General features: G+C 39.6%; 18 protein-coding genes and 1 pseudogene. 13 read left to right on the top strand and 6 right to left on the bottom strand.

From position 1 onward, the window contains the following. Positions 1-189: 189 nt before the first annotated feature. From rluB to B9T25_RS11340, 3 genes and pseudogenes are all read right to left on the bottom strand, one after another. Positions 190-1,071 (bottom strand): annotated as a pseudogene (gene rluB / locus B9T25_RS11350) (23S rRNA pseudouridine(2605) synthase RluB); the annotation flags it as partial. 41 nt (positions 1,072-1,112) lie between these two features. Then, positions 1,113-1,703 (bottom strand): SMC-Scp complex subunit ScpB, encoded by a 591-nt coding sequence (gene scpB / locus B9T25_RS11345; protein ID WP_086188530.1) that lies wholly within the window; start codon positions 1,701-1,703, stop codon positions 1,113-1,115. After that, a complete protein-coding gene (locus B9T25_RS11340; protein WP_086188529.1) occupies positions 1,700-2,494 on the bottom strand; it encodes a segregation and condensation protein A in 795 nt (264 codons plus the stop codon). The genes scpB and B9T25_RS11340 overlap by 4 nt, the downstream gene beginning before the upstream one ends. A 294-nt stretch (positions 2,495-2,788) precedes the next feature. Here B9T25_RS11340 and B9T25_RS11335 point away from each other — a divergent pair, with 294 nt between their 5' ends. Beyond that, positions 2,789-3,517, top strand: coding sequence for a GNAT family N-acetyltransferase (locus B9T25_RS11335; protein ID WP_086188528.1), 729 nt, complete (start codon positions 2,789-2,791; stop codon positions 3,515-3,517). Between the two features lie 458 nt (positions 3,518-3,975). Here B9T25_RS11335 and B9T25_RS11330 read toward each other — a convergent pair whose 3' ends face one another. The 3 genes from B9T25_RS11330 to B9T25_RS11320 form a co-directional block, all read right to left on the bottom strand. Continuing rightward, positions 3,976-4,242 (bottom strand): hypothetical protein, encoded by a 267-nt coding sequence (locus B9T25_RS11330; RefSeq protein ID WP_086188527.1) that lies wholly within the window; start codon positions 4,240-4,242, stop codon positions 3,976-3,978. Positions 4,243-4,276: 34 nt separating this feature from the next. Beyond that, on the bottom strand, positions 4,277-4,894 hold the full coding sequence (locus tag B9T25_RS11325) for an L-threonylcarbamoyladenylate synthase (RefSeq protein WP_086188526.1): 618 nt from the start codon (positions 4,892-4,894) through the stop codon (positions 4,277-4,279). A gap of 84 nt (positions 4,895-4,978) precedes the next feature. Then, positions 4,979-5,641, bottom strand: a complete 663-nt coding sequence (locus B9T25_RS11320; RefSeq protein ID WP_086188525.1) for an elongation factor P hydroxylase — start codon at positions 5,639-5,641, stop codon at positions 4,979-4,981. Positions 5,642-5,738: 97 nt separating this feature from the next. Here B9T25_RS11320 and B9T25_RS11315 point away from each other — a divergent pair, with 97 nt between their 5' ends. The 12 genes from B9T25_RS11315 to rutG all read left to right on the top strand — a co-directional run bounded on the left by B9T25_RS11315 (position 5,739) and on the right by rutG (position 15,386). Further along, positions 5,739-6,296, top strand: a complete 558-nt coding sequence (locus B9T25_RS11315; protein ID WP_086188524.1) for a YceD family protein — start codon at positions 5,739-5,741, stop codon at positions 6,294-6,296. Positions 6,297-6,373: 77 nt separating this feature from the next. Beyond that, positions 6,374-6,556, top strand: coding sequence for a 50S ribosomal protein L32 (gene rpmF / locus B9T25_RS11310; protein WP_086188523.1), 183 nt, complete (start codon positions 6,374-6,376; stop codon positions 6,554-6,556). A 158-nt stretch (positions 6,557-6,714) separates the two neighbouring features. After that, the gene (gene fabD, locus B9T25_RS11305) at positions 6,715-7,701 is read left to right on the top strand and encodes an ACP S-malonyltransferase (RefSeq protein ID WP_086188522.1); all 987 of its coding nucleotides are present in this window, start codon (positions 6,715-6,717) and stop codon (positions 7,699-7,701) included. Further along, complete coding sequence (gene fabG / locus B9T25_RS11300; RefSeq protein ID WP_086188521.1) at positions 7,698-8,432, top strand: 3-oxoacyl-ACP reductase FabG; 735 nt, start codon at positions 7,698-7,700, stop codon at positions 8,430-8,432. The genes fabD and fabG overlap by 4 nt, the downstream gene beginning before the upstream one ends. Before the next feature lie 83 nt (positions 8,433-8,515). Further along, entirely contained in the window at positions 8,516-8,752 is a 237-nt protein-coding gene (acpP, locus tag B9T25_RS11295; protein ID WP_004651013.1) for an acyl carrier protein, read from the top strand. Between the two features lie 202 nt (positions 8,753-8,954). Beyond that, positions 8,955-9,428 (top strand): peptidoglycan-binding protein LysM, encoded by a 474-nt coding sequence (gene lysM, locus B9T25_RS11290; protein ID WP_086188520.1) that lies wholly within the window; start codon positions 8,955-8,957, stop codon positions 9,426-9,428. 405 nt (positions 9,429-9,833) lie between these two features. Beyond that, positions 9,834-10,649: a pyrimidine utilization protein D gene (rutD, locus tag B9T25_RS11285; protein ID WP_086188519.1), complete on the top strand. Its 816-nt coding sequence runs from the start codon at positions 9,834-9,836 to the stop codon at positions 10,647-10,649. A gap of 373 nt (positions 10,650-11,022) precedes the next feature. Continuing rightward, positions 11,023-12,138: a pyrimidine utilization protein A gene (gene rutA, locus B9T25_RS11280; RefSeq protein ID WP_086188518.1), complete on the top strand. Its 1,116-nt coding sequence runs from the start codon at positions 11,023-11,025 to the stop codon at positions 12,136-12,138. Beyond that, positions 12,135-12,896 carry a pyrimidine utilization protein B gene (gene rutB / locus B9T25_RS11275; RefSeq protein WP_086188517.1) on the top strand — a complete coding sequence of 254 codons (762 nt, stop codon included), beginning with the start codon at positions 12,135-12,137 and terminating at the stop codon, positions 12,894-12,896. Before rutA ends, rutB begins: the two co-directional genes overlap by 4 nt. Positions 12,897-12,933: 37 nt before the next feature. Further along, a complete protein-coding gene (rutC, locus tag B9T25_RS11270; protein ID WP_086188516.1) occupies positions 12,934-13,314 on the top strand; it encodes a pyrimidine utilization protein C in 381 nt (126 codons plus the stop codon). A gap of 107 nt (positions 13,315-13,421) precedes the next feature. After that, entirely contained in the window at positions 13,422-13,997 is a 576-nt protein-coding gene (gene rutF, locus B9T25_RS11265) for an NADH-dependent FMN reductase RutF (protein ID WP_143222472.1), read from the top strand. 33 nt (positions 13,998-14,030) lie between these two features. Further along, positions 14,031-15,386, top strand: a complete 1,356-nt coding sequence (gene rutG / locus B9T25_RS11260) for a pyrimidine utilization transport protein G (RefSeq protein ID WP_086188515.1) — start codon at positions 14,031-14,033, stop codon at positions 15,384-15,386. Positions 15,387-15,393 lie beyond the last annotated feature (7 nt).

Raw genomic sequence — 15,393 nt, 5'->3', positions numbered from 1 at the left:
ATCATTGTTAACACGATTGCCACGGTTGTCATTACGCGGTTCTGAACGATCAGTGCGCTGCTCTGAACGGTCATTGCGGCTGTTAAAACGGTTGTCGCCATTAGCTTCGGTACGAACAGGGCGACTATTGAAACGGTTGTCACTGCGGTTATCTGGACGCGCATTTTCAGTGCCAGTTTGGCGCTGGTCACGACGCTGGTCGGGTTGTTGTACTTCACCTTCGCTATCGCGGCGTTGTTGGCGTAGGTAGCCACCACGACGTGCAGCTAGTGGTTTGTCTTGCATACGTTCGTTACGGCGTTTTGCCATACCGAAAAGACCCGTACCCTGACGTGGTTTTAACTCAACAGATTTGGTTAAGTTGTCGATATCGTTTTTATCAAGTTCAATCCAACGGCCGGTACGCAGTTCACGCGGTAAAATCACGCTACCGTAACGGGTACGCAATAAACGACTGACTTTCAAACCTTGAGATTCGAAAATACGACGTACTTCGCGGTTACGTCCTTCTTTAACCACCACTTGATACCAACGGTTAATACCTTCACCGCCAATTTCAGAGAATGACTCGAATTTTGCTGGACCATCATCAAGCACAACACCATTGGTCATGTTGTTTCTGATTTGTGGAGTGACTTCACCCATCACACGTACAGCATATTCACGTTCAATTTCATTTGAAGGATGCATTAAACGATTGGCCAATTCACCATCATTGGTGAACATTAATAAACCGCTTGAGTTGATGTCTAGACGCCCCACCATCACCCAACGATCACCCGGAATAGCTGGTAATTGTTCAAATACTGTCGGACGTGACTCAGGGTCACTGCGTGAACAGATTTCACCTTCTGGTTTGTAGTAAATGATCACACGACGACGAATTTCGTCTTCAATTTGGAACTGGACTTTACGACCATCGATGCGAAGCTCATCAGTTGGTTCAATACGTTCACCGACTTGGGCAACACGTCCATTGATACTGACACGACCCGCGGCAATGACTTCTTCCATATAACGGCGAGAACCCAAACCAACGCGTGCAAGCACCTTTTGTAATTTTTCACTCATGACAGCATAACCTTAGAAATTATCATCAACAGTTCACCTATCTATGACTTCGCTGCGTGAGCATCGAGCGCCATAAAAGCTTCCTTGGCATCCTGTAGGGGAGGCAACTGACCTAAAGATGCTAGGCCAAATGCATTTAAAAATTGTGGCGTTGTAACTAACAACGCGGGTCTTCCCGGGAGTTCTCTGAAACCAGATTCTTTAATCCAGTTCCAATCAAACAATGATCTTAATATTTGACTATTGTTTGAAACTCCACGAATTTGTTCAATATCTGCTCGAGTTACAGGTTGGTGATAAGCAATCACAGCCATGGTTTCGAGTAGGGTTGGTGACAAACGAGTAGGTCGCTCTGGCCAAACTTGGGTAATGATATTGCGATATTTGGCACGAACCTGAAAACGGAAACCTTCAGCGGTTTCTACCAGTTCGATAGATCTGCCATGTTGTAGCATAGCAAGTTGTTGTAAGAGTTGACGCAATTCTTGTTTAGTATACTGATTTTGCAATGCTTCTTTTAAGCGAGCAAGCGATACAGCAGCTTCACTGGCAAAAATAATCGCTTCGAGTTGCATTAAAACTTCATGTTGATTATCGGCAACCGACAGCGGCATGGTTTGAGAATCAATCATGCCCGCACTCCTTGAATCGCCAAAGGGGCTTCAATACCTGTAGCAATAATATTGACTTTTTGTTGGCGTGTCAGTTCAAGAATCGCCATAAATGTCACGACCATACCCATACGACCTTGGCTTGGTTTAAGTAAAGCACCAAAATGCAAGACTTCACCAGAGCGTAATTTATATTCAATAAAAGCGATACGTTCTTCTAGCAGTACAGGTTCTTGTTGAATTTTGTGAATCACAGGTTCTGGTCGATTAAACACACAAAATAAAGCATCACGTAACAGATCGGAATTATAGCCTTCGTTGTTTTGTACCATTTGACCAAGACTTACATGGGCTGGAAACGTATCACGTTCTAAAACTGGTAGTTGACCCAGACGTTCAGCTGCTTGTTTAACGCGTAAATAGGTTTCAAGGCGGTCAATCAGTTCTTGTTTGGGGTCTTTCTCAACAACAAAGGATGAACTTACTTTTGGCAGTAATAGGCGAGATTTAAGATCGGCTAATAATGCTGCCATCACCATATAATCTGCTGTGAGTTCAATGTTGAGTGACTTCATTGCATTCATGTAGGATAAATATTGTGCTGCAATTGGGGCGATATCAAGTTGTAATAGGTCGAAACCACTTTTTTGAATCAGGTAAATTAAAAAGTCGAGTGGTCCTTCAAAATGCTCTAAAAGAATTTCAAATGCAGCAGGAGGAATGTATAAATCCTCAGGAATCGATTCTTGCCACTCATCCAGAACACGGATGTGTGAAGTTTGCTCCATAGCATCATGGATGGGTTGATTCATTGCAGTTATAGGCCACGCGAATTTTCAAAGGCATGCAGGAGGCTTTCAATTCGATCTCACATCGAAAGAAAAAGCACGTAATAAGTAGGCACTAGTGTAATGGAAATTTGACTTCAAATAAATTAATTAAGTGACCAAATACAAAAAAACCTGAAAATAAATAGGGAATATTTATTTAAATGCTTATCTAAGATGATAATCACGAACATGATGTCATTGTTAGATATGTATTTTTACTGGCGTAAAAGAAATTTTTTGTGCAATATAAAATCAAGAAAAACGTTGTGATTACATATGAAAAATGATCAAAAAGTACAAGAAAATGAATATGGCCAGATTGTCGGGATTCCTGTATCCAATCCTTTAGCAGTCCATCTTTTAGTAGAAAATTTATATGGAAAAAGTGTCACATTACATTATTTTTCTGCAACGACGCTGAGTGAAGATCGTGTTAAACAAATTTGGCAATGTGTAAAAACTGAAGTAGATCGCAGTTGTTGGACTTATTTACCTTATTCAGGTTTTGAGAGCGCAGATGAATTACGAATCGCTTTAGAGGGGTGTTTTGGCTTTAAGGGAACAACACATTATTTAATTGAAGTGAACCATACGATTGTGGGATGGGTGGGGTTAATTAATCAACGTCCTGTAGATCATGTCATTGAAATAGGAAATGTTTATTTTTCACATCAAATGAAGCAGTCTACTGCATCAACAGAAGTGATCTATTTATTATTACAGCTTTGTTTTAAGCAAGGCTTTCGCCGTGTGGAATGGAAGTGTGATGAATTGAATCAACCTTCAAAACGTGCAGCTTTACGTTTTGGCTTTCAGTATGAAGGAACTTTTCGTCAAGACCGTATAGCGAAAGGTCGAAATCGCAATACCGCATGGTTTTCAATTTTGGATGAAGAGTGGATTCATCTGCAAAAGGCATATCAGGCTTGGTTAGCAACAGATAATTTTGATGCAGATGGGCAACAAAAAATTCGATTAAAAGACTTTATTGATCTATATAAATAAGTAAGTGCTGGGCTTATTTCTGCTACATGTTATTAGACTTCTTTGATAAGTCGCTTTTTGATTAACACAAGTAGTTCTTAAAGCCAATATTAAAAAATAAACTTTAGGAAATCTTGAATTCATGAGTGTGGCATGGATGCCACACGTTTCCCAGCACGACAGGGATGTCGTGTATGGGAAACAAAAGGTTTTCCTTGCGGACTCAAAATATATTTTGAGCTCCTCATTTTGACCTTTCAAAAGTAGGGATAGTGCCTACGCAAAGGCATAAAAACTGAAGCAATAAAATGAGGCAGTGCTGATTTTAAAAACTCGAATATTGAACGTTTTTTGATTTATGCAAGTTATCTATTGAGAAATTATTGATCTGGTGGAATAAAGAGAAGTTCTGAATAGAATAAGATTAAAGATTTATTCTATTTGATCATTATTTTATTAAATCAAATAGAAAAGTATTTTTAGGCATTATTTAAAGCAAATTCAACGATACGTTGGCATGTATCTCGAAGGCATAAATTTTGATTCGCAAATTGAGCAAACAATTCATCGATAACAGAAACATCTAGAAAGTATTCGAAAACTTTATTTTCGATATTTATGTTTTTTGCATCATTAGAATGAAAGATGACTTGAACTTCAGATTCAAGAGTCCAAGGGCGTTCTACATATAGTGTTTTATCTTCACTGCAATTATTGATATTGAGTAATACATAGAATAAATCCATTTGGTTATTCTCGACACTTAATCAAAAGTACTTTTTATTCAAAAGCGCTTACATCTCCAACACCACGACGAATCACTTCAGGATAATCGCCAGATAAATCAATAATACTGGTGGTGTTTAAAATACCTAAACCGCCATCAATAAACACATCAATACGTTTATCTAACGCCATTTCAATATCATAAGGATCATCTAAAGGGTCTTCATGATTGGGAAGAATGAGAGTACTGGTTAAAAGCGGTTCACCTAGTTCTTTTAATAACATCTGGCAAATGGGGTTGCTTGGAATACGCAGCCCAATGGTTTTCTTTTTGGGATGCATTAAGCGGCGTGGAACTTCACTGGTTGCAGGTAAAATAAAGGTGGTGACAGCAGGGGTATTACTTTTCAGTAAGCGATACATGGCATTGTCCACTTTTGCATAGGTGGCAATATCGGATAAATCAGCGCAGATAATCGCATATTGGTGTTTTGGACCTAAACCACGAATTTGAGAAATACGTTCCATGGCACTTTTGTTACCAATTTGGCAACCAATGGCATAAGCCGCATCGGTGGGATAAACCACGACATCGCCCGCTCGAATGCGTTCTACCGCTTGGCTAATCAAACGTGGTTGAGGGTTATCAGGATGTACTCTTAAATGAAGCATAGTTATTTTCCCCCGACTTATTTTTAGATATTATCTGTTGAAGTTACAAAGTCTTGCAATCAAGCTTTGATGGGTTTATGTAATTTAGTCTAACATTTCTCTTTGAAACTCATCACTTTGTAATGTTTTGCCACTTCTAACACAGGCGCAGATGCAGTCAATAAAGTGTGCTGCATCGCGTGGCAGTTTAGCTTCACCAGTAAAATATTGTTGCACTTGAGCATAAACATGATCTTTAAATGCTGCGCCATTACCGCCATCACCAGTTAAATTATCTAAAGACACTCGAAATTTACGTCCAAATGCCTTGGAAAATAACCATTCAATCGCTTGTGGTTTAATTTCGACCTGCTCAAATAATGTTTGTTGTTCAGCTGTTCGACCATCGGGCGCATACCAATATCCGAGGTCTGGCAATAAGCGTCTTTGCTGGCCTGCAATGCTCCAATGGCTGATTTCATGCAGTGCACTATTAAAGAAACCATGGGCAAATTGAATCCGCGCAGCTTCAATTTCAGTCGCAGGGAAGTATTCTGGTTCAAAATCTCCACGTACAAGCGTCACATTTAGGTGGGAAAACCAATGATTAAAGTGTAAGATAAGCCAATCGACCTGTTGAACTTCTGTATGTAAATTCACCCACTGTATACGTTGCACAGGGATTGAATTTTCAGCAAAAGCTAAAGTTGAATGAGTGTTGAACTGTAATGAAGTTGTGACTTCAGGTTGCGGCTGCAACTGATGCATGACTTGTATTACCCAAATGATCTGTCTAAATAAGTGCAAAATTGTATCTTAATCTTTGACAGAGTACCCATGAATTTGTAGAATTGCCGCCTTAATTATGTCAGCAAATACCTTTCCGGCACAGATTGAGCCGTTTAAATGGGCTGAACAAGGTTATGCATGGTCAGGTACCCTGCCATTGTCTCGCTTTGTTCGAATTTCCCGTGAAGCTGTTGGATCAATTGAACATCAATTGATTAACATAGACTGTAAGCTATCAATGGATGCGTATCATCGTATTGTATGGCTAAATGGTCATGTTGAAACGAAAGTCCCAATGGAATGTCAGCGTTGTCTGAATACTGTTGAAATTGCTCTCGTTTCAGATTTTCATTTAGCGCTTGTGGATGATGAATCACTGATAGAGCGCTTGGATGAGGATGCTGATTTCATCGTTTTAGGTGAGAGTGACGCAACGACAAAAGGTAGCATTGATGCGCCTGCGTTGGTTGATTTACTCGCGCTGATAGAAGATGAATTGTTATTGTTGATACCTTTGTCTCCTAAACATGATGTTTGTGAGCATAAGCATCAACCCGCCAATGATGACGTTGTCGAAGAAAAACGGGATAATCCGTTTGATATTTTGGCAGGTTTGAAGGGCAAACTTAACTAATTTTTGTGTTATACTGCTAAGTATAAGACAACTGAATTTGTTCTGATCCATTTTTTCGATCTTTGTAAGGAGCCATCATGGCCGTTCAGCAAAACCGTAAAAGTCGCTCTCGCCGTGACATGCGCCGTTCACATGACGCTTTAACCGAGAATGCATTAACTGTAGACCAAACATCTGGTGAAATTCACCGTCGTCACCACGTGACTAAAGATGGTATCTACCGTGGTCGTCAATTATTCGCTAAAGCATCTGCTGAATAATTGATGATGTATTAAGCGTTAAGCTTAGTAGAAAAAATGGGAGCGAAAGCTCCCTTTTTTTGTTGCTGTTTTTTGTTGTATTTGGCAATTACCAAAACAAAAATTAAGTGTTAAATTTCGCTCCATAAACGAACTTAGGTTCATGAAAGGATTTTTATATGTCTGTTAAACCACTCGAGCAAGCAGCTCAAGCGACAAAAACTGCATTTGTTTTTCCTGGTCAGGGTTCACAAAAAGTTGGTATGTTAGCCGACCTTGCAGAACAGTTTAGTGGTGTGATTGATACTTTTACTGAGGCTTCAGACGCGATTGGTTTTGATTTGTGGCACATTGCACAAAGTGGTGAAGGCTTAAATCAAACAGAATTTACCCAGCCTGTGTTGCTGACTGCAAGTATCGCCTTATGGCGCGTGTGGTTGGAATTAGGCGGTGTTGCACCAAAATATCTAGCAGGTCATTCACTGGGTGAATACAGTGCATTGGTTGCTGCTGGGGCAATGAGCCTTGGTGATGCCGTTAAACTGGTCAACTTACGTGGTAAACTCATGCAAGATGCTGTCCCTCAAGGGCAGGGTGCAATGGCAGCAATCTTAGGATTAGATGATGCCCAAGTACTTGAGTTATGTGCTCAAGTCAATGCGCAAGGTATAGGCTCAGTAGAAGCAGCTAATTATAATGCTCAAGGTCAGGTTGTGATTGCTGGCGATAAAGCAGCTGTAGAAGCCGTTATGGTTATTGCAAAAGAACAATCAGGTAAAGCCATTGCACTTCCAGTTTCAGTGCCATCACATTGTTCATTGATGAAACCTGCTGCGGAAAAGTTTGCGGCAGCTTTGGAACAAACTGCCATTGAGCTACCGAACCTTCCTGTATTACAAAATGTCAACGCAGAAATTGCGACAGACGTGACGCAATTACGTCAGGCATTAACCGCGCAGTTGTATCAACCTGTGCAATGGACCAAGACCATGCAATACCTTCAAGATCAAGGTGTGCAATATGTGGTTGAATGTGGTCCGGGAAATGTGCTTGCTAATCTTGCGAAGCGTTTACCAAATATTGAAAAAGCATTTCCGCTCGATAGTAAAAGTCGTTTGGAGGATGCACTAAATGCCATTTTGGTGGCTGAAGGGAAAATTGCATGACACAAGAACGTAAAGTCGCACTGGTCACAGGTGCGAGCAGAGGGATTGGTGCAGCCATTGCTCAGCAACTTATTTTAGACGGTTATTTTGTGGTAGGTACGGCAACTTCTGAAGCAGGCGCAGAAAAATTATCTGCAAGTTTTGCTGAAAATGGTGCAGGTCAAGTACTGGATGTACGCGATGCGACAGCCATTGATGCCTTAGTTACAGATATTGAACAAAAATATGGTCCTGTTCTTATACTGGTAAATAATGCAGGCATCACCAAAGATAATTTGTTATTGCGTATGTCTGAAGATGATTGGGATGATATTCTTAATATTCATTTGAAAGCCGTTTACCGTCTATCTAAGCGTGTTTTAAAAGGCATGACTAAAGCACGTTTTGGACGCATTATTAACATTAGTTCTGTAGTTGCACACTTTGCAAATCCGGGACAAGCCAACTATTCTGCGGCAAAGGCAGGTATAGAGGCGTTCGGTCGTAGTCTTGCAAAAGAAATGGGTAGTCGCCAAATTACAGTGAATGCTGTTGCCCCAGGTTTCATTGCAACAGAAATGACTGAACAATTAAGTGAAGAAATTCGTAAGAAAATGATTGATCAAGTGGCATTAAACCGTTTAGGTGATCCACAAGATATCGCGAATGCAGTGAGCTTTTTAGCTAGCGAGAAAGCAAGTTATATCACTGGTACTGTTTTACATGTGAATGGTGGTCTATACATGAGCTAAGCTCAAGTATAAACTTTCCAAAAATTAGATATTCAATTAAACTAACGGCATTAAAAACGCCACAAGCAATGAGGAGAATTCCTGTGAGCGATATCGAACTACGTATCAAACAAGCGGTTGCAGAACAACTTGGTCTTAAAGCTGAAGAGATTAAAAACGAAGCATCTTTTATGGATGACTTAGGTGCTGACTCTTTGGACTTAGTTGAGCTTGTTATGTCTTTCGAAAATGATTTTGACATCACTATCCCTGATGAAGATTCTAACGAAATCACAACTGTTCAATCTGCAATTGACTATGTTTCTAAGAAACTAGGTTAATTGTTGTTTCAGCGTAGCTGAAAATTAAAGCCACCTTCTGAGGTGGCTTTTTTATTGGGAAATTAAAATGGCTATTACACAACTTTGATTACATATTTTTACATTTGATTTACCAAAGACAACCTTTTTATATAAAAAATTTAGGTATAAAAACAGAAGACTATTTTTTAAATAGCATAAATAACAATTACGGAGAAATACAATGGGTCTTTTTGATTTTGTAAAAGGTATCGGTAAAAAGAATACAGCACCAGCAGAGCAACAAGCAGCTCCGGCAACACCAGCAGAGCCGTCAGCACAAGAAATTGCCAATAAGCTTCTAGGTCATATCAAAGCATTAGGTTTGCCTGTAACGGGTCTATCCGTCAGTTATAACGGTGCTTCTGACTTAGCAACCATTAAGGGGCAAGTACAAAGCCAAGCTGACCGTGAAAAAATTATATTAGCGGTTGGGAATATTGATCATGTAGCACAGGTCGATGATCAAATGACAGTGGCAACTCCTGCACCAGAAAGTAAGTTTTATACCGTTAAATCAGGCGATAACCTTTCTAGAATTTCAAAAGAGTCTTATGGCGATGCAAATCAATATAATAAAATTTTTGAAGCAAATCGCCCATTGCTGAAAAATGCTGATGATATTTTTCCAGGACAGGTTCTTCGTATTCCAGCTTAATTTTAGAGATGTAGAAAGGCGCGTACTGCGCCTTTTTGTCGTTATGTATTTAAGCTAAATATATTTAAAAAATAAAAAACCTATAGCAAGGATGAATACAAAGATAATAATTTTACACAGTGCTTTTTTGTTTGCGAATGCTTTGATCTAAATAATCAGTTTCAAGACCAAGACATTACCTGAAGATAAATAAACACGAATTATTTGGGTATACGCTGCATCTATTGCAAGTTTTTTAAATGCTCAGGTTCTATTTCTGTTAATCCGTGTTCAGCTTAATTATATAATTTGAATAACCGTAAGTTGGGTCAAGCTCTCTGTGTACCTAGTATCAATTTCTATTTGATAATTTTTAGGCACAAATCTTGCTGTTTATCATTAAATTTATTTTAATGAATGGTAAAAATGAGCTATCAAATTCATCGTTGTACAGAAAACTTAAATGCTGATTTTTTGATTTTATCTTCAGGCTTGGGCGGTCATGCCAGTTTTTGGCAACCTCAGATTACAGTATTAACCCAGTATTTTCATGTTTTAAGTTATGACCAAGAAGGTTGCCATGCCGATTCAATGGCTTTATCAGAACAATATTCAATGACTGATTTAGCCAAGCAATTATTGCAAATTTTAACGCAAGAAAAAATTCAGCATTTTCATTTTATTGGGCATGCGATTGGTGGATTTATTGGGGTAGAATTGGCTGTTTTAATGAAAGCATCTGAAAATAGATGCTTAAGTTTAACCTGTATTAATGCATGGAATGAGCTAGATCCACATACAAGGAAATGTTTTGAAGCTCGAATTCACTTATTAAAATCAGTAGGTTCAGAGGCTTACGTCAGAGCACAGGGGTTGTTTCTGTATCCGCCCGCATGGATTTCAAAAAATCATGAACATTTAAATACAGTAGAAAATATTCAACTTAAAGATTTTCCACCAACTCAAAATGTTCTTAGGCGCATTGATGCTGCACAAAAATTTAGGATCAATGAACAGCACATACAGGCATTGCAGCATAGTCGACTGCATTTCATTACAAATCAGGATGATTTTTTAGTGCCCGTACAAAAATCTAGTGATTTACAGCAACAGTTTGGACATGGACAATTGACTGTGCTTGAAACAGGAGCACATGCTTCAACAGTGACCATGCCAGAGTTATTGAATAAAACCATACTGCAATTTTTTCAGCCACATTTGATGCAAATGACGGGTTCATAGTCTTTAGTTAGTGAATCTACAGACAGCACTTGTATTTTTAGAAGTGTGAATAAGCTGGTTTTTAGTTTGTTTGATTAAACCGTGATTTTAAGATCACGGTTTTTTTATTTATGCTGTTAAAGATGTTCATAGTTTATAAAAAATAGTGACTGGTTTTTTTAAATTGTGCATTTTTTTAGAGCGATTGCAACTATAACAGTGCATCTTATTGGTTGGTTATTTTACTGTTTGATAAAATAAATAAATTATAAGAATATGATTTATATTAAAAAATAATATTTGGCATGCCATTTGCTAAATACTTTGCATAAGTAAGAAAGTGGAATGCCTGAAGGGTATTTTTAAACAAATGGTAAAAAACAGGTGCTCAAAAATGAAAATCGGTGTCTTTTGTCCAATTGGAAATAATGGCTGGTTGCTGTCTGAAAATGCACCACAATATAAACCTAGCTTTGAAATGAACAAACAGATCGTGCAACGTGCGGAACATTACGGATTTGATTTTGCACTATCGATGATCAAACTGCGTGGCTTCGGCGGAAAAACGGAATTCTGGGATCATAACCTTGAAACCTTTACTTTAATGGCTGGGCTGGCAGCAGTTACAAGTAAAATTCAAATTTATGCCACTGCTGCAACCTTAGTCATGCCACCTGCAATTGTGGCACGTATGGCATCGACCATTGATTCTATTTCGAATGGGCGTTTTGGTTTAAATGTGGTTACTGGTTGGCAAGCACCTGAATATAAACAAATGGGCATGTGGCCAGGGGATGAATATTTCGCGAAACGTTATGATTATTTGTCGGAATATGTAGAAATTTTACGTGAGCTTTGGGCGACAGGAAAATCAGATTTTAAAGGCGAACATTTCCAAATGGATGATTGTCGGGTCAGTCCTCGTCCACAAGCAGACATGAAAATTATTTGTGCAGGACAATCCGATACAGGTTTGGAGTTCTCGGCTAAATATGCCGACTATAATTTTGTCTTTGGTAAAGGTTTAAATACACCTAAAGCCTATGCCGATATTAATGACCGCTTAAAAGCGCAAACTGATAAAACAGGACGTGATGTTTCTACCTATGTTTTATTCATGCTGATTGCTGCTGAAACGGATGATGAAGCTTTTGCGAAATGGCAAAGCTATAACGATGGGGCGGATGTAGAAGCGATTAACTGGTTATTAAATCAGGGTGGTAAAGACACTAAATCGGGTACAGATACCAATATTCGTCAAATGGCTTCTAGTGTATCTCCAGTAAATATCAATATGGGAACGCTTGTTGGCTCTTATGAAAATGTTGCCAAAATGCTGGATGAAATTGGTGAAATTAAAGGTACTGAAGGCATTCTTTTAACCTTTGATGATTTTATTCAGGGGGTGGAAGACTTTGGTCAAAAAATTCAACCGTTAATGAAATGTCGTGAACATATTGTGGTTGAGGGCGAAGCGACTCAAATCCCTGTTTTGGAGAAGTCAGCATGAATAGCAATACATCATTTGAAAATGTGGTTTGTGCAGGATTTACCCAAGCCGCAGGAACTGGAAAAATTTTAAAAGCAGAACCAGAAGCGATTCAACTCGCACCTGAGCAAACGGCATTAATCGTGATTGATATGCAAAATGCCTATACCTCAAAAGGTGGCTATTTGGATTTAGCCGGTTTTGATGTCTCGACCACCCAGCCTGTAGTGGAGAACATTAAAAAAGCGGTCGCTGCTGCACATGCCGCGGGCATTCAAGTGATTTATTTCAAAAATGGCTGGGATGACCAGTATGTTGAAGCAGGTGGTGTAAATTCACCGAATTTTCATAAATCCAATGCCTTAAAAACCATGCGTAAGCAACCTGAACTGCAAGGAAAATTGCTTGCAAAAGGGGGCTGGGACTTTGAACTGATTGATGAGTTACAACCTTTAGCACAAGACATTGTGATTGAAAAACCACGTTATAGCGGTTTCTTTAATACAGCACTGGATAGCATGTTGCGCAGTAAGGGTATTCGTAACTTGGTTTTTGTCGGTATTGCGACCAATGTGTGTGTGGAATCGACGTTAAGAGATGGCTTTTTTCTTGAGTATTTTGGCGTAGCACTGGGTGATGCATGTCATCAGGCTGGGCCAGCAGAAGCACAGCAAGCCAGCCTGTATAACATTAAAACATTCTTTGGCTGGGTGTCGGATACGCAGGAATTTACGAAAACTTTTCAGTTAAATCCGCAACATTTTGACAAAACAGCTTAAGTAAACCCGTTGAATAAAATGATCAGAGAATAAACCTATGCCTAAAAAAATCATCCTTCCAGAGGGAACAGGAAAGCCATTAGCGCCTTATGTTCCAGCAACACAAGCTGACAATATTGTTTATGTTTCTGGCACTTTAGCCTTTGATGAAAATAACAATGTCGTACATGTTGGTGACGCTGCGGCACAGACCCGACATATTTTAGAAACCATTAAAAAAGTGATTGCAACCGCAGGCGGCAGCATGGATGACGTGACATTTAATCACGTCTTTGTCAAAGACTGGGCTGATTATGCTGCGATCAATACGGTCTATGCAGAATATTTTCCGGGAGATAAACCTGCACGCTATTGCGTACAAACTGGGTTAGTCAAACCAGATGCTTTGGTTGAAATTGCTTCAATCGCGCATGTTTAAGTTGCCACAGTTTTTAACAACAAGCCTATTTAGCTTTGATATTAATAAAGGATAGCGCTGAAATTCAGATGAGATATTAAGCACTGAATTTCAGTGAGGAGATCGCGATGAACAGCAAAATAATGTCAGTTGAGTCGAGCCATGCTGTAGCACAACAGGCTCAAAGTTTTCAAATCACTGCGGATGAAAAACATATAGAAATTGATCAGGCTACTTTTCGACAAGGGATGTCTAATTTGGGCGCGGCAGTGAATGTGATTACCACTCATGGCGAGGCAGGGCAAGCTGGTTTTACGGCTTCTGCTGTGTGTAGTGTTACGGACTCACCGCCAACGTTATTGGTTTGTTTAAATCGTTCTGCATCCGTATTTGAAACCTTTAAAACCAACAAAGTACTTTGTGTAAATACTTTGGCGGCACATCAAACTGAACTATCTAATATTTTTGGTGGAAAAACACCCATGTCAGAACGATTCTTGCGTGGAACATGGTCAACCTTAAGCACACAAGCACCTGTGCTGGATGATGCTTTGGTTTCTTTTGACTGTGAAGTGGTGCAAAGCATGTCTGTGGGTAGTCATGATGTACTGATTTGTCAGGTTAAAGCCATGAGAAAGAATGAAGGTCAGAATGCACTGATGTACTTCAACCGCACCTATTGCGAGCCACAACCGATGTACTAATCCAATATTCCTAATTTGAGGGAGGGGAAACCCATGCAAGCTAAAGAACCGTGGTTTCCGAAATTTAAGCCTTATCAAGGCGACTTAGATGTAACACCTGTACAGGTGGATGAATATTTACCTGCGGGTAAAAGTATTGTTTTAGGTTTGCAACATGCTTTTGCGATGTTTGGTGCAACGGTACTTGCACCCTTGTTGATGGGATTTGATCCAAATCTCACCATCTTTATTACAGGAATAGGTACGATTTTATTTTTCCTCATGACTGGCGGTCGAATGCCCAGTTATTTGGGGTCAAGTTTTGCATTTATTGGCGCGATTGCCGCAGCAACGGGCTATGCAGGTGTGGGGTCAAATCCGAATATGGGTCTTGCATTGGGGGGAACCATGGCCTGCGGTCTGGTTTATGCGGCTATTGGTTTAATTGTCATGAAAACGGGAACAGGCTGGATTGAAAAACTCATGCCACCGCTTGTAACCGGTGTCATTGTCATGATTATTGGTTTGAATTTAGCACCGATTACCATTAAAGGTGTCTCGGCAAATAGTTTTGACACATGGATGGCCGTGGTCACAATTTTATGTATCAGTGTTGTGGCGGTCTTTACTCGCGGCATGGTACGTCGTTTGTTACTGTTAGTCGGTTTGTGTAGTGCCTATTTTGTCTATTTCTTGCTGGCTAATGTCATGGGTTTTGGTAAACCGATTGATTTTTCTTTGATCTCAAATGCAGCTTGGTTTGGTCTGCCAACATTCCATAGTCCAGTTTTTAATGCCAATGCTATGTTGTTGATTGCACCTGTGGCGATTATTTTGGTGGCAGAAAATTTGGGGCACTTTAAAGCAGTTTCTGCCATGACGGGTAAAGATTTATCGCCTTATATGGGGCGTGCATTTTTTGCCGATGGTATCTGTACCACAATGTCGGCATCGGTAGGTGGTACAGGGATGACCACTTATGCTGAAAATATTGGCGTGATGGCAGTGACGAAAGTCTATTCAACCACGATCTTTGTGGTGGCAGGTTTGTTTGCCATTTTACTGGGATTATCACCAAAATTTGGAGCAGTCATTAGTACCATTCCAGTGGCTTTATTGGGCGGTGCATCAATCGTAGTTTTTGGTTTGATTACTGTGGCTGGTGCTAAAATTTGGGTAGATAACAAAATTGATTTTACCAAAAACAGTACTTTAATTATTGCTGCGGTCAGCCTGATTATGGGTGCAGGCAATTTCAGTTTACATATTGGTGCATTTGATTTAGGTGGAATTGGTACGGCAACTTTAGCAGCCATTGTACTGAATCTATTTTTAAATCGGGGTGAGGAAGCGACCAGTTCAGTGAGTGAAAATGCCGAAAATTCTGAAACACCCGTAGTGCATCATTAGGAGTTTA

Source organism: Acinetobacter sp. ANC 4470 (assembly GCF_002135335.1).
GTDB lineage: Bacteria > Pseudomonadota > Gammaproteobacteria > Pseudomonadales > Moraxellaceae > Acinetobacter.
The sequence above is the reverse complement of the archived record's forward strand: the minus strand, read 5'-3'. Positions and strand labels throughout refer to the sequence as shown.